Raw genomic sequence first — 17671 nt, forward strand, 5'->3', positions numbered from 1 at the left:
GTCTCCGTGGAGACCGCCCGCTTTGCGTTGCCGCGTAACGAATTACAGCGGAATGTTCTTGTTGTGCTGCGGCCGCGACGGCGCGGCGGCCAGCGCGGCGGCGATGGTGGAGCGGGTCTTGGCCGGGTCGACGACCTCGTCCACGACCCCGATCGCCATGGCGCGCTCGACGCCGCCCGCGATCCGCTCGTGCTCCTCGGTGAGCCGCTCCAGCATGGCCTCGCGCTCCTCCTCCGGGGCGGCCGCGAGAGCCTTCTTGTGCAGGATGCCGACGGCGGCCTTGGCGCCCATGACCGCGACCTCGGAACCCGGCCACGCGTACACGGCCGTCGCGCCCAGCGAGCGGGCGTTCATGGCGATGTAGGCGCCACCGTAGATCTTGCGGGTCACCAGGGTGACGCGCGGGACGCGGGCCTCGGCGAACGCGTGCAGCAGCTTCGCGCCGCGGCGCACCACGCCCTCGAACTCCTGCGAGACGCCGGGCAGGTAGCCCGGCACGTCGGTGACGACGATCAGCGGGATGCCGAACGCGTTGCACAGGCGCACGAAACGCGAAGCCTTCTCGGCGCTTTCGGAGTTGAGGCAGCCACCCAGGCGGATCGGGTTGTTGGCCAGCACGCCGACGGTACGGCCACCGAGGCGGCCCAGACCGACCACCATGGACCGGGCGTACCCGCCCTGCAGTTCCTCGAAAGTGCTTTCGCCGTCGACATTGTCGAGCAGCTCGTTGATGATCGGCTTGACGTCGTAGGCGCGCTTGGCCGACGCCGGCATCATGGCCTTGAGGTCCACATCGCCGTGCGCGGCGGCGGCCAGGTCGAATTCGCCCTGCTCGGCGAACATCGAGACCAGGCGGCGCGCACGGTGCATCGCGTCCTGCTCGTCATCGGCGACGATGTGGCAGACGCCGGACTTCTTGCCGTGGGTGACCGGGCCGCCCAGGGTCTCCATGTCGACGCTCTCACCGGTCACCGTCTTCACAATGTCCGGACCGGTCACGAAGACCCGGCCTTCCGGAGCCATGATGACGATATCGGTCAGCGCCGGGCCGTAGGCGGCGCCACCGGCGGCGAAGCCGAGCACCACGGAGATCTGCGGGACCTGGCCGGACGCGCGGACCATGGCCTCGAAGACCAGACCGACGGCGTGCAGGGCCTCGACGCCCTCCGCCAGTCGCGCCCCGCCCGAATGCCACAGGCCCACAACGGGAATCTTGGAGTCGATGGCGGTATCGATCGCATCGACGATGTGCTTGCATCCCTCGACGCCCATGGCGCCGCCCATCACGGTCGCATCGGAGCAGTAGGCGACGGTGCGGACACCGTCGATCTCACCGATGGCGGCGAGCACGCCGGACTTGTCGCGGGGGTGGAGCGGGAGAACGGTTCCGGGATCGAAGAAGCGCTGCAACCGACCCAGCGGGTCACGGGGATCGGTCGTGGTGTCCGCGTGTGCGGGGGCCATGATGGTCATCGCAAACTCTCCTCATGAGGAAAATGCGGTCGCTGAGAGCGGCTGCGAAATGTCGAAGTCCCGGCAGGGGATTGAGGGTCTGGGATCTCGATCCGAAATCCCCTGCCGGGACCGCTGTCTTACTGACCGGTTCTAGAAGTGCGCGGTTCGTCTAGTGCGCGTCAGTACCGGCCGAAGGCGAGCGCGACATTGTGCCCACCGAAACCGAAGGAGTTGTTGATCGCGTACTGGATGTCCTGATGACGCGCAGCGCCGTGCACGACGTCCAGATCGATCGCCGGATCCTGGTTCTCGAGGTTCAGCGTCGGAGGGACGACACCGTCCCGGATGCTGAGCACCGTGAGAATCGACTCGAGTGCGCCGACGGCGCCGATCGAGTGGCCCAGGGCCGACTTGGGTGCGTAGACCGAGGCGTGCTTGACGCCGGCCTTGTGAATCGCGTTGGCCTCCGCGGTGTCACCCACGGGGGTGGCGGTCGCGTGAGCGTTCACGTGGGTGATGTCCGTGGGGGACAGACCCGCGGTCTGCATCGCGCGCTGCATGGCGCGAGCCGCACCGCTGCCCTCCGGATCGGGAGCCACGAGGTGGAACCCGTCGGAGGTGATACCCGCGCCCATGAGGCGGGCGTGGATGGTGGCGCCACGAGCCTTGGCGTGCTCCTCGGTCTCGAGGACCATGAGCGCGCCCGCTTCGCCGAAGACGAAGCCGTCGCGATCCTTGTCGAAGGGACGCGAGGCGCCCCTCGGATCGTCGTTGCGAGTCGACATGGCCCGCATCATGGAGAACGCGGCGATCGGAATCGAGTCGATGAAGCCCTCGACACCGCCGGTGACGACCATGTCGGCGTCACCCATGACGATCATCCGCCAGGCGTTGGCAATGGCCTCCGAACCCGACGAGCAGGCCGAGACCGGAGTGACCACTCCTGCGCGGGCCTTGAGCTCGAGGCCGACCACGGCGGACGGACCGTTCGGCATGACCATCTGAACGGCCAGCGGCGAAACCTTGCGGTAGCCACCGTTCTTCAGCTTGTCGACCGAATCGATCAGCGCGTCGCCGCCGCCGAGACCGGTACCGATGGCCACACCCAGCCGCAGCGGGTCGACCTCGGGGGTGCCGGCGTTCTTCCAGACCTCGCGACCGAGCACGGTGGCCAGTCGCTCGACATACGCCATGCGGCGGATCTCGACCCGCTCGAGCAGCGTGTCCGGCGACACCTTCAGGTGGCCGCCGATACGAACCGGAAGGTCGTACTCCGCAATGAAGTCGTCCTCGAGAACGTCGATGCCGCTCTCGCCATTGAGGAGGCCCTTCCACGTCGCATCGACGTCACCGGCGATCGACGTGGTCGCCGCCATGCTCGTTACGACGACGTTGGGAAAGTTCCCGTTCAAGGTGGAAGGAGTGGTCACGGTGTCGGTCCTACTCGCCCTGGTGCTTGGCCTTGAGGGCCTCGGCCGCCTCGGAGTTCTCGGCCTCGAGCTTCTGGATGTACGCCACCGCGTCGCCGACGGTCTTCAGGCTCGCCAGGTCCTCGTCCGGGATCTTGACGCCGTACTTGTCCTCGGTCTGGACGGCGATCTCGACCATCGACAGCGAGTCGATGTCCAGGTCGTCGACGAAGGACTTCTCGATGGTGACCTCGGAGGGCTCGATACCGGTCACCTCTTCGATGATCTTGCCGAGCTCTTCGACGATCTGTTCCTGGGTCAGAGCGGCCACTGTGGTGGCTCCTTATCTTCTGTAGAGGGGTGGGGATTCATTGTTTGCGACCCGGTTGCTCCATCGCCGTTGATGGGAGCGGGCCGCCAGCCAAGCTAGCTTGCTGAAGTCAGCTCGGCGAGCGCGGGGAGATCCGCGGGGGTCTTCAGCGCCAGATTCGGGGTGCCCTTGAGCTCCCGCTTGGCGATGCCGACCAGGGTGCCCGCCGGCGGCAACTCTGCCACCGCGGAAACCCCTGCCGCACGGATCGTTTCGGTGCACAGGTCCCAGCGCACGGGGCGCGTGACCTGAGCAGCGAGCTTGTCGATCGCATCCTTGCCCGAGCTGACCGGCTGCCCGTCGAAGTTCGACAGCAGGGTCCGGACCGGCTCGTTCGGGACGATCTGGGCGATGGCCTCCGCCACCGCGTCCTGGGCGGGTGCCATGAACGCGGTATGGAAGGCGCCGGCGACCGGCAGAGCACGGACGCGGGCCTTTTCGGGCGGGTTCGCGGCCAGGGCTTCGAGCGCCTCGAGCTTACCCGCGGCCACGATCTGACCCACCGCATTGCGGTTGGCCGGGACCAGGCCGAGTTCCTCGAGACGAGCGAGAACCTCCGCTTCGTCACCGCCGAGCACCGCGGACATTCCGGTCGGCTCGAGCGCGCACGCCTTGGCCATCTCCGCACCGCGGATGGCGGCCAAGGTGACCGCGTCGTCGGCGGAGATGACTCCGGCGACGGCGGCGGCGGCGAACTCACCGACCGAGTGTCCGGCGACGACTGTATCGGCGGGCAGTGAATCCTGCGGGATTTCGGCGAAAGCCAGCAGGGCGGCCGCGACGACGAGCGGCTGGGTGACAGCCGTGTCGACGATTTCCTCGGCGGTCGCAGTCGTGCCCAACCGCAGCAGGTCCAGCCCCGCGGCCTTGCCCCACAGCGCGACGCGGTCCGCGGCGCCGGGGAGTTCCAGCCATGAGGTGAGCATGCCGGGTGTCTGTGAGCCCTGTCCGGGCGTGAGCAATGCGATCACGGGTTCAAGAAAACACTGTGAGGCGGCTCTCACGAGATGTCGGCGCGAATGAAGCTTCGTTGGCAGTTTTGTGAGGAGTCCACAAAAGGCCACGTGGGTTGTCCGGATCGCCCGATCCTCGAATCTCGTTACACCCCATCCTTGGGCTCTGTGACGGGAGTCATATCAGTGGCAGGAGTAGGTGATTCGTTACGGGTTCGTGTCAGGCGGCCTACTGTGGCCGCGATCCGTAACACATAGGCATCGCGCGGATTCATCGGATCCCGACCCGTGATGTCGCCGATCCGCTTGAGGCGATAGCGCACCGTATTTGGATGAACGAACAGCTGGCGGGCGCAGGTTTCGACGGCTCCACCGCAATCCAGATACGCGTCCAGCGTGTCCGACAAATCGGCGCTGGCGGCGGCCAACGGTAGCACGAGAAGCTCGTTCAGGGCGTCGATGGCGGCGCGGTCTCCGAGCAGGGCTCGTTCCGGCAACAATTCGGACGCGTGCACTGGTCGGGGGGCTCCCCGCCAGCCCACCACGGCCTCCATGCCCGCCATCGCCTCCACCGAACTCACGTGCGCCGCGGATAGCGCGCGCATCGTCGGGCCGATCACCACCGGGCCCTCACTGAAGGCATCCGCCAGCAGATCCGCGAGGAACTGCGACGGATACATCGGATCCCCGAGATGTCCGCTGACTACCATTACCAGCCGCGAACCCTGCACCACGGCGAGCGCGTTGCGGCCGTGCCGGGCGGCCACCGCATGTACGGAACTGACAACGGCCACCTGATCTTTGGGAGGAGTCCCAACGAGAACGGTCGCCGGTGCTGTCGCATCCCAATTCAGGGTGGATGCGCGGGAGAGCATCTCCGGGCCGTTGTCGCCACGCACCACGGCGTCGACGACCAAGGCCTCCAATCGGGTGTCCCACGCGCCGCGCGATTCCGCGGCCGAGGCGTACACCGAGGCGGCGGCGAACCCGAGCTCCCGCCCGTACCGCAGCACCGCCTCGGTCAACGCCACCAGCTGCCGGTCGTTGCGGGCCAGCGCCGGCAGCCACTGTTCGAAGAACTCCATGGCCACCCGGACCATGTCGACGGTCTGGCGCAACGTCAGCCGCCGCGCCAGATCGTCCGGAATCACCTGGAAGGCATCGAGACTGAACCGGATGTCGGACTCCGGGTCCTGCAGCCATTCCAGGAAGTTCACCACCGCCGTCTGCACCAGCATCTGCACCCCGGCCCGCTGGGCGGCGTCCAGATTGGCGAAGAACGGCAACCGATCCTGCATCGAGGCCACGGCCTCGGTCGACAGGCGACCGGAGAACTGCTTGACCCGTTTCAGGAGAGTGTCCGGAAGCGGGTCGCGCGTCTGCCGATTCGGGGAGAGCGCGCCGGTCGGAAGATAGACCTCATGGGAGGAGGTGCCCTCTTCGTTTATCCGGCGCGGCCTCGGCGGTTTACGTTCCACAGTTCCTATGTTCGGCTATGCGTCGCCACCTTCGGTACCGGGTGCCGCCTTCGGCGCGGCGTTCACGTCGTCGACGCCGTACCGGCGGGCCGCCTCGGCCACCGTCGCCTGCGCGATCCGGCCCTGATCGGCCAGTCCCTGCAGGGCTGCCACCACGATGGACGCGGCATCCACATTGAAGACGCGGCGCGCGGCCGGGCGGGTGTCGGAGAAGCCGAAACCGTCCGTGCCCAGGGTGATGTACTCGCCCGGCACCCACTGGCGGATCTGATCGGGCACCGCGCGCATCCAGTCCGAGGCCGCCACGAACGGGCCCTGCGCCTGGGACAGCACCTCGGTGATGTACGGCAGACCCTGATCCTGGTCGGGGTGGCGCAGTTTCGCGATCTCCTTGGACAGCGCCTCCTTGCGGAGCTCGCCCCACGACGTCACCGAGTAGACATCGGCCTGCACGTTCCAGTCCTGGGCCAGCATCTCCTGGGCGCGCAGGCCGTCCGGCATGGTGACGCCCGCGACCAGGATGTTCGCGCGCAGGATTCCCGCCGAACCGGGCTGATAGAGGTAGATGCCCTTCAGCAGGCCCTCGATGTCGAGGCCCTCCGGCTCGGCCGGCTGTACATACGGCTCGTTGTAGAGGGTGATGTAGTAGAAGACGTCCTCGCCGCCGAACTCGTGATGCACCGAGTGCGATTCGGGATCGGTGCCCGGCAGCGCCTCCTGATACCCGGTGGCCACGCCGCCGCCGTACATGCGGCGCATGCCGTCGCGCACGATGTGGGCGATCTCGAAGGAGAAGGCCGGGTCGTAGGCGACGCAGGCGGGGTTGGTGGACGCCAGCAGCAGGGAATGACCGTCGTTGTGCTGCAGGCCCTCACCGGTCAGCGTGGTTCGCCCGGCGGTTGCCCCGAGCACGAACCCGCGCGCCATCTGATCCGCGGCCGCCCACAGGCCGTCGCCGGTGCGCTGGAAGCCGAACATCGAATAGAAGATGTAGAGCGGGATCATCGGCTCGCCGTGCGTCGAGTACGAGGTGCCGACCGCGGTGAAGCTGGCGGTCGAACCGGCCTCGTTGATGCCCTCGTGCAGGATCTGGCCGACGCTCGACTCTTTGTAGGCAAGCATCAATTCCGCGTCGACCGATGTGTACAACTGGCCGTTGCGGTTGTAGATCTTCAACGAAGGGAACCACGAGTCCATACCGAAGGTGCGGGCCTCGTCGGGGATGATCGGGACGATGCGCTTGCCGATCTCCTTGTCGCGCAACAGTTCCTTCATCAGGCGCACGAAGGCCATGGTGGTGGCCACGCTCTGCTTGCCCGAACCCTTGCGGACCGAACGGTAGGCCTCGTCGCCGGGAAGTTGCAGGGGCTTGGACATGGTGCGGCGCTCGGGGACGAAACCGCCGAGCTGGCCGCGGCGGGCCATCATGTACTGGATCTCGGGGGCGTCCATGCCGGGGTGGTAGTACGGCGGCAGGTACGGATTCGCCTCGAGCTCGGCGTCGGTGATCGGAATGCGCTGCACGTCGCGGAACGCCTTCAGATCGTCGAGGGTCATCTTCTTCATCTGGTGGGTGGCGTTGCGGGCCTCGAAGTGCTTGCCCAGGCCGTAGCCCTTGATGGTCTTGGCGAGGATGACCGTCGGCTGGCCCTGGTGCGCCATGGCCGCGGCGTAGGCGGCGTAGATCTTGCGATAGTCGTGGCCGCCGCGCTTGAGGTTCCAGACCTGGGAGTCCGACAGGCCCTTCACCAGTTCCTTGGTGCGCGGGTCGCGGCCGAAGAAGTGCTCGCGCACGTAGGCGCCGTCATTGGCCTTGTAGGTCTGGTAGTCGCCGTCGGGGGTGGTGTTCATCAGGTTGACCAGCGCGCCGTCGCGGTCGGCCTGCAGCAGCGAGTCCCACTCGCGGCCCCACACCACCTTGATGACGTTCCAGCCGGCGCCGCGGAAGAACGACTCCAGCTCCTGAATGATCTTGCCGTTACCGCGGACCGGGCCGTCGAGGCGCTGCAGGTTGCAGTTGATGACGAAGGTCAGGTTGTCCAGGCCCTCGTTGGCGGCCACCTGGATCAGGCCGCGCGACTCCGGCTCGTCCATCTCGCCGTCGCCGAGGAACGCCCACACGTGCTGATCGGAGGTGTCCTTGAGGCCGCGATCGTGCAGGTAGTGGTTGAAGCGGGCCTGATAGATGGCGTTCATCGGGCCCAGACCCATGGAGACCGTGGGGAATTCCCAGAAGTCGGGCATCAGGCGCGGGTGCGGGTACGACGAGAGGCCCGCGCCGGGACCGCCGTGGCTGTACTCCTGGCGGAAGCCGTCCATCTGATCCTCGGACAACCGGCCCTCGAGGAACGCGCGGGCGTAGATGCCGGGGGAGGCGTGGCCCTGGATGAACACCTGGTCGCCGCCGCCGGCGTGGTCCTTGCCGCGGAAGAAATGGTTGAAACCGACCTCGTAGAGCGCCGCCGAGGACGCGTAGGTCGAAATGTGGCCGCCCACACCGATTCCCGGGCGCTGGGCGCGGTGCACCATGACGGCGGCGTTCCACCGGATGTAGGCGCGGAAGCGGCGCTCGACCTCTTCGTCGCCGGGGAACCACGGCTCGTTCTCGGTGGGGATGGTGTTGACGTAGTCGGTGGAGGTCAGCGCGGGGATCGCGACGTGGCGTTCACCGGCGCGCTCCAGCAGGCGCAACATGAGGTAGCGGGCGCGGCCGGGGCCCTCGCGGGTCAGCATTTCGTCGAAGGAGTCGAGCCATTCGCTGGTCTCCTCCGGATCGATGTCCGGCAGGTATGACGCCACCCCCTCGCGAATCACTCGAACCCGGCCCCCCGCCGGGCTTTTGCGTGCCGATCCGCCCTGGGGTTCCTGTGACCCGTTGGTGGAGTTCGACGACGTAGGGTGCATCAAGTCGGTCAAGACGATTGCTCCTCGTACACATGGGGTGGGACATCTGGTGTGGCGTCAATACCCCGGGTAGCCGTTGGTGCGCGGCGTACCCGTTAACGATTGGTTGGGGCGCATCTCACATCCTTGCCGATGATGCGGCCCAGGTCATCATGTCAGCCGGAAATCCAGTACCGTGGCGCAGGGAACCGCGCCCCTCGCGATGGGTTCCATCACTTCCGGGCTGGATCGGGGAGGAACCGAGTGAAGCTGCTGAACCCGAGGGGGTTCGGATTGCTGTGCGCGTCCGCGGCGGTGGCGGCCGGACTGGTGCTGGCCGGGTGCGCGAACACGGTCGAGGGTACCCCGACGGCGAATCAGGTTCAGGTGTCGTCGTACAAGGCCGACGCGGCCACCTCGGCGGCGGCGGCCAGCTCCTCGAAGGCGGCCGCGGCGAAGGCGAAGGCGACCGCGGACAACTGCGGCCCGTTCCGCAAGACCACCGGCACCCAGGTCGACCGCTACAACGAGTTCGTGGACGCCCACGACGCGAACGACGTGAGCGCGGCCGACAAGAACGCCAAGCGCGACACCGCGGCCCAGGCGCTCGAGGACGCGGCCAAGACGGTCGAGGCTCAGGTGACCGCGTCGGGTCCGGACCTGGCGCCGGAGGTGGCGCAGAAGTTCACCGACTACGTGTCCGCGGCCCGGGATCTGGCGGCGTCGGTGCGGAAGCTGACCACCAATTCCTCCGTCGCGCCGTTGAACGACGCGAGCAAGAAGGTCAACGACACGTTGACCGCGGTTCGCAACGCCTGTCCGGTCTGAACGCCGCTGCCGCGCGAGCCCGATCGATCGACCAGGTCGGAGGGGGTGTGAGCGGGCTGTCCGCTGAGCCCCGGCGGTCTCACATACGACATTTAGGGTGCGATTTCGGCCGATCGGCTTGCGCTGGGGGCTTTTACCATGTTCGCTTGCAACTACCTATTGTCGGGAATTGAGGAGGACACCACCGTGGTCGCCGCGGCGGACGCGCAGAACTACGCTCAGAAGCTTGGCATTTCACACGACATGGTGGTTCAGGAACTGGGCTGGGACGAAGACGCCGACGACGCGCTTCGCTCCGACATCGAAGAGGCCACCGGATCCGAGCTGCTCGACGAGGACACCGACGAGGTGGTCGACGTCGTGCTGCTGTGGTGGCGGGACGGTGACGGCGACCTGGTCGATGAACTGCTCAATGTGATCACCCCGCTCGCCGATGACGGCGTCGTCTGGGTGCTCACTCCCAAGACCGGTCAATCCGGCCATGTCGATCCGAGTGAGATCGCCGAGTCGGCCACCCCCGCCGGCCTCACCTCGACCACTCCGGTCTCCCTGGGCACCTGGACGGGCACCAAGCTCACCCAGCCCAAGACACCCTCCAAGCAGCGCTGAGGCCTTCCACTAAGGTTTTCGGTGAACCGGGTGCACCCGGTGGATCGGCTCGTCCGATCCACCGGGTCGCACGCGGCGCCGCGCCGTACGCCGCGCCGCCACATCAGGATGGAGGGGAACGCATGCCGCTCGAGATCGGTACGCCCGCACCGGACTTCACGTTGAAGGACCAGAACAACCAGGAAGTCACCCTGTCGAGCTTCCGCGGTGAGAAGAACGTCCTCATCGTCTTCTACCCCCTCGCCTTCACCGGCATCTGCCAGGGCGAACTCTGCAAGGTCCGCGACGAACTCCCCAAGTTCCAGAACGACAACGCGGAAATCCTCGCCATCTCCGTAGGCGCCCCGCCCACCCACAAGATCTGGGCCGCCGAACAGGGCTACACCTTCCCCCTGCTCTCCGACTTCTGGCCCCACGGCGAGGTAGCCCAGGCCTACGGCGTCTTCAACGCCAAATCCGGCTACCCCAACCGCGGCACCTTCGTCGTCGACAAGGACGGCATCGTCCGCTTCGCCGAAATGAACGGCCCCGGCGAGCCCCGTGACCAGGCAGCTTGGGAAAAAGCCCTCGCCACACTAGATTCATAACCCGTCGCCCGGGTTTCCGGGCGGTCAGGGCGTATAGCTCAGTGGTAGAGCTCTGGTTTTACACACCAGCGGTCGGGGGTTCGAAACCCTCTGCGCCCACCTTCGAAAGCCCAGGCCATGCCTGGGTTTTCGTGTATCAGGTCAGATCATGGAAATGGTTCGTGATGGCATCCATATAGCACAGCAGGTTAACCCGATGCTCGCTGGCCGATGCGTTGGTGGCGCCTAGGGTTGATGGGAGAGCGACACCGCGCTCATCCTCGTGGGCCTTGTCGGGCAATTCGACTCGACGTTGATGGATCTTGGGTCTAGGTGTGGTGAGTCATCGACAATGAGCCGGTAGCCTTGCGTGCATGCTCACCAGGCTGGAGATTCGAGGCTTCAAGAACCTCCTTGACGTCCAAGTTGACCTTGGCCCCTTTACCTGTATCGCGGGCGCGAACGGCATGGGAAAGTCGAACGTGTTCGACGCCATCGAGTTCCTTTCGCACTTGGCGTCCGAACCACTGATGGAGGCGTCGCAGCGTGTGCGCGGTGCTACGGGTATGCGAGGTGCCGATCCCCGCGACTTGTTCTGGGACGGGTATCGAGATCATGAGCGTCGAATCTCGTTTGCTGCGGAGATGATCGTGCCGGCGGAGGTCGAAGACGATCTGGGGGCACCCGCACGTGCGACCGCTACCTTTCTCCGCTATGAGTTGGAGCTTGGTTATACAGCGCCAGAGGGTGAAAGCAGCGTTGGCAGATTGACGTTGTGTCGCGAAGAGCTTCGTCATATCAACCGAGGAGACGCGCCCAAACACCTGCGATTTCCCCACAACGCAAAGAACTTTCGCAGTGCCGTCGTCCTAGGACAGCGTCGAGGGGGAGCCTTCCTGTCGACCGGGGAGCGGGACGGGGCGACCGTCATCAACGTTCATGGCGACGGGGGAAGTTTCGGGAAGCCGCAGCCGCGCCCGGCGGCCAGGGCCGGTAGGACGGTACTGAGCACAGTCACAACCAATGACTATCCAACGATCCTTGCTGCCCGTCGTGAGATGCAAAGTTGGTACCGGCTTGCATTGGAGCCTTCGGCGCTGCGTGCGCCGGACGGATTCGCTGATCCCCGCTCGATGGAGACTGACGGACGTCACCTTGCGTCGACTTTGTTCCGAATCGCCAACGAGAAGGCTCCAGGCGAGGTGAGCTCGGATCCTGACTCCGTCTACGCACAGGTGGCTGACCGACTGTCTGACCTCTCGGGCGTCAGTGTTGAAAGTCTGACTGTCGAACCCGATCAGGTTCGTGAGGTCTTTACTTTGTTCCTTCGAGAGCGCGGAGGGCTCCAGTTGCCCGCGCGGGCGTTGTCTGAGGGCACGCTGCGATTCCTGGCGCTCTGTGTATTGCTGGAGGATCCAGCTTTTACTGGACTGGTCTGTATGGAGGAACCTGAGAACGGTATTCACCCGGGGAATCTGCCCGCGATGGTTCAACTGGTTAGGGACCTCGCGGTTGATCCCAAATTTGCTCCTGGACAAGGTAATCCGTTCCGGCAGGTCATCATCAATACTCACTCGCCGGGAGTTTTTCAACTCTGCGATCCGGCGGAGGTACTCCTCGCGGAGACTAGGCCCTACCGGACTGCGGGCGGAATTGTTACCGCTGCGCTATCGCTGCTTCCGTACCAGGAATCATGGCGAACGACCCAGAACGGACCGACATTCTCGAAGGCCGATGTACTCCCGTACCTTGCGGCGCCGGTTGGAGCTCAGATAGCTCTGCCGCTGGGGATGGTGGGATGAGCCGCACGATCTACTCCGGCCTATTCATTTGTGAGGGAACCTCCGACCAGCCTTTGGCTGAGATTATCGAAGCGCTCTTTGTTGAGCGAGGGGTCGATATTCGGTTGTCCCATCCTGATTTCTCGCTATTGCCCAAAGTTGCTAAAGACGTCAAGTCTAGGGTGCGGGCCGGTATTGAGCTTCTCGGCGGCTCAGTCGAAGTGATTATCGTTCACCGGGATGCTGACGGTGCAGGCCCGGACACCCGCCGCCTGGAAATCAACCGAGCCGTCGAATCGGTCTATGGCGCGGCTACCACCGTTCCAGTCATTCCGGTTCGGATGACTGAGGCATGGCTCCTACTGGATGAACAGGCTATTCGGAGAGTCGCCGGTAACCCTCGAGGGCGCAGCGAAATCCAGCTACCCAGTCGGGGACAGGTGGAATCCGTGGCCGACCCGAAGCAGTTGCTTCAACGGTGCCTTATCCAAGCCGCTGACTGCACAGGGCGACGTCGCGATCAGGTCGCGAAACGTTTCAACGAGCAACGTCGTCAGTTGCTTCGACAAATTGACTATTCAGGGTCCATAAAAGACCTTCCGAGCTGGCGGCAGCTAATTGCCGATATCGACGCTGCGGTCGCAGTTCTTGCGCCATACGACGGCGGCTGAACACTGGATTCAGATGAGCGGACCGGTCCGGCTGACTGGAATAGGTTTTACACACCAGCGGTCGGGGGTTCGAAACCCTCTGCACCCCATGTCTGAACGAACAGGTCACGGCCCGTTCTTCGTGGGGCAAGCTCAAGCTTGCCCCACGTCATGGGGCAAACGTGGGCAGAAGGTGTTAGCGGAGTACTAGCCGGACAAGTGCCCATTGGCTGTCTCCCAAACTCGCGTACCGCTGCGTGGTCCGGATCGAGGCATGCCCCAGTAGTTTCTGGACCTGCTGACGCGGGATTCCCGCACGAACCAGTCGGCAACTACCGCGGTCTCTACCGCGACGAACTGGGGCACAAGCGAAGTGCCGGCGCCTACACGTCGAAGGTTCCTGGCCAAGCGCAAGGCGACGGCCAAAGAGGATGCGATACGAGACAACCCGTCGAAACCAGCACCGATGATGACATGGGGTGAGTGGCAACCGCGGTGGGAGATGCGGCGGGTGATCGAGGACAGCACGCGCAAAGCCGATCACCACCGCGTGATCTGCCGCCTGAAGCCCAAGTGGGGGACGTACCTACTGGACGAGATCTCGCAGGCCGAAATCCAAGAGTGGATCGTCGAGCTTCAGACGACCCGTGCAGCGACAACAGTACAGAAGTACTACCCCCTCCTCAGCAACTCGATGAGGCTTGCGCAAAAGGCGGGCCTGATCCAGGAGAACCCGTGCGTGGACATCGTGCTGCCGAAACCTGGACCCTCTCCTGAACGCCACCTCGAAGAAGATGAAATCGCTGCACTCCGAGTACCTCTCGATACTCTCGACGCTCTGATAGTCGATATCCTTCTCGGCACCGGCATGCGCGTAGGTGAAGCCCAGGGGCCACGCAAAGAGTTTTCGGTCCAGCCCAATGCCCGGATAGCCAATGTCGGCCGGGCTCAGATCACGACGCACCAACTCGCTCAACACATTTAGCATCACCGCACAGGTGCGTGTTTGCTGCTGCTCAGGGCGAAATCGGCTTCGATGACCAGCCGACCAGCAAGAAGATGCTGGTCGGTCCTGTTCCCATTCATGTCGTGCCCCGCCGAGGGCACCACCTACCTTGACCATTTCGCCAGGTCAGGCGGGGTACCCACATCAAGTACCCAACCACCATCATGGAAATCGAACTCATCGCCAAGGTCAAGCCCTAACGAACCTGCGACCAGCAACCTGGGGTCTTGGTGTCACCGTCCGATATCGCGTAGGACACCGAAAGTGGTTGCAGTCCCACGAATTTCGTACCGGGTCGGGGTACTGACCCTGCGCCCGCTCACCGGCTGCGATTCCCTGACGCCGTCTACGTACGGGTGGCGGCCGACCGGCGGCAACCCGACCGACTGCGTTGTTACGCAACGCTTTCGCGTGAGCGAACCGAGTGAGGCGGGTACCGGCGCAGCACGCGCGCAGACCCTGCGGATCACTCGCATAGAATTGAAACGTGTTCTAATCTCTCCGCATGGACGTCACATACGAAGGCACGGCGCGGGAGCTCGAAACCCAGGCGGGGACGTTGCGCTATCACGAGGCGGGCGAGGGTGAGCCGCTGATCCTGCTGCACGGATCCGGTATCGGCGTGAGCGGTTGGAAGAACTTCCGCGGCAACCTCGCGTTCTTCGCCAAGTACTACCACTGCTACATCCTGGAGTTCCCGGGCTTCGGCATCAGCGATCCCGTGGAGGGCATGCATCCAGTCTTCGCGGCCGGCGCCTCGGTCCTGCGGTTCATGGACGCGCTCGGCATCGAATCCGCCGCCATGGTGGGTAATTCGATGGGCGGCGTGGTCGGTATCAATCTCGCCATCAACGCTCCCGAGCGGGTCTCCAAGCTGGTCGCCATCGGCGGGGTCGGCCCGAACATCTTCAGCACCAGCCCGAGCGAGGGCACCCGGCTGCTGCAGGAGTTCGCGGACGAGCCCAGCCGGGACAAACTCGTGCGCTGGCTCGAGTGCATGGCCTTCGACCAGTCGCTGGTCACCGAGGAATTGATCGAGGACCGCTGGCAGTCCGCGATCGATCCGGCCTCGCACGCCTCGCTCGCGGCCATGTACGGGTCGAAGGCGTTCGAGGCGCAGCAGAAGATGATGGCCAGCATGGCACCGTACTGGTCGAACATGCACAAGGTCAAGTGCCCGACCCTGCTGACCTGGGGTATCGATGATCGGCAGAGCCCGCCGGACATGATGCTCGTGCCCATGCGCCTCATTCCGAACGCCGAGGTCCACGTGTTCCCGAAGTGCGGGCACTGGGTGATGATCGAAGCCAAGGAAGCCTTCGAAGGTGTTACGTTGGACTTCCTGCAGCGCACCGCCGGCTAGCCGCCAGCCACGGTCGTGCGCCCGGCGTGCGGTGTGCAACTGCGCACGGTTCGCAGTTGCACACCGCCCCAACCATTTTGGGTGAATACGGGGCCGAACGCCTTGCTGGCGAACAGGCGAACGGCGCTCTAGCATCGCGGCATGTTTTCACACGGGATCGAAGAAATCGCACGCCGCGCGAAATGTGCACCGGCAGAACATGATCAGTTTCTGAACAAACTCGACGACTGCGGATTCGCCATCCTCGAACCTGGCGACCAAGACTTGAATCTCGACGAGATCATGGCCGAGCTCGGCGAACCGGTCGAATATCACTACGGAACCAAACTCGCCATTGAGCCCCAAGATGGTACGAGCAACCTGCAATTCAGTACTCGCGCAATGCCTTTGCACACCGACGCGCTGCTGAATGCGGGACCGCCGGTGAACTACATCGGCATGAAATGTGTGACCGCGCCGACGATCGGCGGCGAAACTCTGATCGCCAGTGCCGCCGCCTTTTTCGAGCAGGCGCCCGCGGATCTGATCGAGACGATGCGCGGCATCGTCTTCGAGTATCGCAATCGCGTCGGCGGCTACTACAAGGATCGGGCCGAGGGCGATCACCCGCGTGAAGCGCCGATCCGGATCGATCCCGAGACGGGGGAAGAGCGGCTCGTCATCGGCCTCTCCGACCCCGACGACCCGATGCGTACCCACGATGCGCTCGTGCTGGGCTTCGAACCGGAGGAGAACGCCGAGCTGCTGCGCAGAATTGATGCCGCACTACGACTTCCGGGTGTGCTCTACGCGCATCCCTGGCGGGTCGGGGAGGTGATGGTGCTGGACAATCGGCGGGTGGTGCACGGCCGGGCGGCCTTCCCGGATCAACCGCGGAAGCTCATCCGGCTCTCGGTCGCGTGAGCGGCGCGATGACGTCACACGCTGACGCGGTGGACCGGTATCCGTCAGTTCTGCTCGACGTGCGTTGCGGGGTCGGCGGTATGACGACCCTGGTCGATACCGCGTCCGAAGCGGGTGACACCGGCCGGATGGTCGTCGAGCAGTTCGGTGGCGGGCCCTCGCATTCGACCGGAGACAGCCGCGGCTGCAACACGATCGAATGGACCGAGTCCGAGGTCGTCGTCCGCACCAGCAGGCAGAACTCGACATCGCTGTATCGCTGGGGGACACCCGGGGGCGATCGGGTCCTGATCGGCAGCGATCTCGCGGAACTCACCGCCCGCGTCATCGCGTCGGAAGGAGTGGGTTCGGATCTGTTCGCGCAGGTGCGGACAGTGCGGCGGTCGATAAGCAAGATCGGCGGGGGCCGCACGGTGGTCTTCACCCGCGGCAGGGACGGACTCAGGGTCGACGATACCGAAACCGCGACCTGGCGTCCCGAGCGGGTGTCGGGGGAGACCGCGATCGCCGCCGGGAGACGGCAGCTCGAGGCGCTGCGGCGGGAGGTCCTCGCGTTGGGGGACGTACGCCCGGTGACCGCCGTGGTCTCCGGCGGGGTGGACTCCGGGCTCGTCGCGGTGCTCGCGCAGCAGGCCGGGATCCTGGACCACCTCGCCACCCTGGGCACCCCGTGGGGTGACGAGTACGCCGAAACCGAGGAGCTCGGTGCCTGTCTGGGGCTGCCGGTGCAGCATCTGGTGTTGTCGGAGGAGGACATTCTGCGCGCGCTTCCCGCGGCGATTCGAATGCTGGGGCAGCCGGACCGGGAACCGGTCTCTGGCGCGGTCAATCTCGCGGCCGTCTTTCAGCAGGGGCAACTCCCGCGGGGCGCGGTGCTGACCGGCTTCGGTGCGGATCTGATCAACTCGGGGCACCGCGTGGAATCGCATGCAGTGGAAAATATTTCGGCGGCGGTCGCCCAGCGGCTCGCCGACGCGGCAGGGTCCGAGGAGTTCTCCGGGGTGGTCGCGGCCGCCCACGGCTACACCCAGCATCACATGTACTGGCGCACCGGGGTGATCCAAGCGGCGATCGATACCGCGCCGGAGCTCATGCGGTTCCGTGATCGCGAGAAGGGTCACATGCGGGCCGCGGCAGCCGAACTGCTGCCCGACGGAATCGCTTGGCGGCGTAAGCAAGCGCTGCATCACGGCAGCGGGGTGGAACGCAACCTGGACGCGGCCATCGCGCGCCGGGTCGGCGTGGATTCCTTTGATGTGGAGCGGTTTTACCGCTTCATCGACGTCCAACTGGTGGCCACGCTGGTCGACTCGCCACACGAGCGGATCGATTCGGAGAAGTGCCTCGAGGCTGCGATCGCCGCGTATCGCCGGCACCGCTAGACGAGACTGTGTCGAACGCTTTGTGCGGGTTGACA

16 protein-coding genes and 1 tRNA gene are annotated in these 17671 nt (G+C 65.1%); 10 read left to right on the top strand and 7 right to left on the bottom strand.

The genetic code is table 11. The features are described from left to right. Positions 1 to 42 precede the first annotated feature (42 nt). The 6 genes from ACFV4K_RS19255 to aceE form a co-directional block, all read right to left on the bottom strand. Positions 43 to 1473, bottom strand: a complete 1431-nt coding sequence (locus ACFV4K_RS19255; protein ID WP_379276471.1) for an acyl-CoA carboxylase subunit beta — start codon at positions 1471 to 1473, stop codon at positions 43 to 45. A 161-nt stretch (positions 1474 to 1634) separates the two neighbouring features. Beyond that, positions 1635 to 2885, bottom strand: a complete 1251-nt coding sequence (locus ACFV4K_RS19260; protein WP_379276473.1) for a KasA/KasB family beta-ketoacyl-ACP synthase — start codon at positions 2883 to 2885, stop codon at positions 1635 to 1637. Positions 2886 to 2895: 10 nt separating this feature from the next. Then, entirely contained in the window at positions 2896 to 3195 is a 300-nt protein-coding gene (gene acpM, locus ACFV4K_RS19265) for a meromycolate extension acyl carrier protein AcpM (protein ID WP_357098105.1), read from the bottom strand. Between the two features lie 95 nt (positions 3196 to 3290). Beyond that, entirely contained in the window at positions 3291 to 4205 is a 915-nt protein-coding gene (locus ACFV4K_RS19270; RefSeq protein WP_379276474.1) for an ACP S-malonyltransferase, read from the bottom strand. A gap of 128 nt (positions 4206 to 4333) precedes the next feature. Then, the gene (locus tag ACFV4K_RS19275) at positions 4334 to 5665 is read right to left on the bottom strand and encodes a helix-turn-helix domain-containing protein (protein ID WP_357278361.1); all 1332 of its coding nucleotides are present in this window, start codon (positions 5663 to 5665) and stop codon (positions 4334 to 4336) included. Positions 5666 to 5680: 15 nt separating this feature from the next. Then, positions 5681 to 8581, bottom strand: coding sequence for a pyruvate dehydrogenase (acetyl-transferring), homodimeric type (gene aceE / locus ACFV4K_RS19280; protein WP_379276476.1), 2901 nt, complete (start codon positions 8579 to 8581; stop codon positions 5681 to 5683). 231 nt (positions 8582 to 8812) lie between these two features. Between aceE and ACFV4K_RS19285 the strand changes: the two genes are divergently transcribed. The 6 genes from ACFV4K_RS19285 to ACFV4K_RS19310 all read left to right on the top strand — a co-directional run bounded on the left by ACFV4K_RS19285 (position 8813) and on the right by ACFV4K_RS19310 (position 13003). Beyond that, positions 8813 to 9376 carry a hypothetical protein gene (locus ACFV4K_RS19285; protein WP_379276478.1) on the top strand — a complete coding sequence of 188 codons (564 nt, stop codon included), beginning with the start codon at positions 8813 to 8815 and terminating at the stop codon, positions 9374 to 9376. A gap of 186 nt (positions 9377 to 9562) precedes the next feature. Beyond that, entirely contained in the window at positions 9563 to 9985 is a 423-nt protein-coding gene (locus tag ACFV4K_RS19290; protein WP_357098200.1) for a DUF3052 domain-containing protein, read from the top strand. 122 nt (positions 9986 to 10107) lie between these two features. Beyond that, the gene (locus tag ACFV4K_RS19295) at positions 10108 to 10572 is read left to right on the top strand and encodes a peroxiredoxin (RefSeq protein ID WP_379276480.1); all 465 of its coding nucleotides are present in this window, start codon (positions 10108 to 10110) and stop codon (positions 10570 to 10572) included. A gap of 27 nt (positions 10573 to 10599) precedes the next feature. Further along, positions 10600 to 10671: transfer RNA gene (locus tag ACFV4K_RS19300), tRNA-Val, on the top strand. 254 nt (positions 10672 to 10925) lie between these two features. Continuing rightward, the gene (locus ACFV4K_RS19305) at positions 10926 to 12353 is read left to right on the top strand and encodes an AAA family ATPase (RefSeq protein WP_379276482.1); all 1428 of its coding nucleotides are present in this window, start codon (positions 10926 to 10928) and stop codon (positions 12351 to 12353) included. Beyond that, the gene (locus ACFV4K_RS19310) at positions 12350 to 13003 is read left to right on the top strand and encodes a hypothetical protein (RefSeq protein ID WP_379276483.1); all 654 of its coding nucleotides are present in this window, start codon (positions 12350 to 12352) and stop codon (positions 13001 to 13003) included. The genes ACFV4K_RS19305 and ACFV4K_RS19310 overlap by 4 nt, the downstream gene beginning before the upstream one ends. Positions 13004 to 13178: 175 nt before the next feature. On the opposite strand, the gene ACFV4K_RS19315 is transcribed toward ACFV4K_RS19310, so the two are convergent. Beyond that, positions 13179 to 13529 (bottom strand): tyrosine-type recombinase/integrase, encoded by a 351-nt coding sequence (locus ACFV4K_RS19315; RefSeq protein ID WP_379276485.1) that lies wholly within the window; start codon positions 13527 to 13529, stop codon positions 13179 to 13181. On the opposite strand from ACFV4K_RS19315, the gene ACFV4K_RS19320 reads away from it, so the two are divergent. From ACFV4K_RS19320 to ACFV4K_RS19335, 4 genes are all read left to right on the top strand, one after another. Continuing rightward, on the top strand, positions 13494 to 13967 hold the full coding sequence (locus tag ACFV4K_RS19320) for a hypothetical protein (protein WP_379276487.1): 474 nt from the start codon (positions 13494 to 13496) through the stop codon (positions 13965 to 13967). The two genes, ACFV4K_RS19315 and ACFV4K_RS19320, sit on opposite strands and share 36 nt — an antisense overlap. Before the next feature lie 526 nt (positions 13968 to 14493). After that, positions 14494 to 15351, top strand: a complete 858-nt coding sequence (locus tag ACFV4K_RS19325; RefSeq protein WP_379276489.1) for an alpha/beta fold hydrolase — start codon at positions 14494 to 14496, stop codon at positions 15349 to 15351. Positions 15352 to 15492: 141 nt separating this feature from the next. Further along, entirely contained in the window at positions 15493 to 16254 is a 762-nt protein-coding gene (locus tag ACFV4K_RS19330; protein WP_379276490.1) for a TauD/TfdA dioxygenase family protein, read from the top strand. Between the two features lie 8 nt (positions 16255 to 16262). After that, on the top strand, positions 16263 to 17636 hold the full coding sequence (locus ACFV4K_RS19335) for an asparagine synthase C-terminal domain-containing protein (RefSeq protein ID WP_379276492.1): 1374 nt from the start codon (positions 16263 to 16265) through the stop codon (positions 17634 to 17636). Positions 17637 to 17671 lie beyond the last annotated feature (35 nt).

Source organism: Nocardia sp. NPDC059764, from assembly GCF_042732555.1.
Lineage (GTDB): Bacteria > Actinomycetota > Actinomycetes > Mycobacteriales > Mycobacteriaceae > Nocardia.

Coding starts and splice junctions, on each gene's coding strand:
- ACFV4K_RS19310 (WP_379276483.1), top strand. CDS start 12,350: ATGAGCCGCACGATCTACTCCGGCCTATTCATTTGTGAGGGAACCTCC.
- ACFV4K_RS19305 (WP_379276482.1), top strand. CDS start 10,926: ATGCTCACCAGGCTGGAGATTCGAGGCTTCAAGAACCTCCTTGACGTC.
- ACFV4K_RS19255 (WP_379276471.1), bottom strand. CDS start 1,473: ATGACCATCATGGCCCCCGCACACGCGGACACCACGACCGATCCCCGT.
- ACFV4K_RS19325 (WP_379276489.1), top strand. CDS start 14,494: ATGGACGTCACATACGAAGGCACGGCGCGGGAGCTCGAAACCCAGGCG.
- ACFV4K_RS19295 (WP_379276480.1), top strand. CDS start 10,108: ATGCCGCTCGAGATCGGTACGCCCGCACCGGACTTCACGTTGAAGGAC.
- ACFV4K_RS19335 (WP_379276492.1), top strand. CDS start 16,263: ATGACGTCACACGCTGACGCGGTGGACCGGTATCCGTCAGTTCTGCTC.
- ACFV4K_RS19330 (WP_379276490.1), top strand. CDS start 15,493: ATGTTTTCACACGGGATCGAAGAAATCGCACGCCGCGCGAAATGTGCA.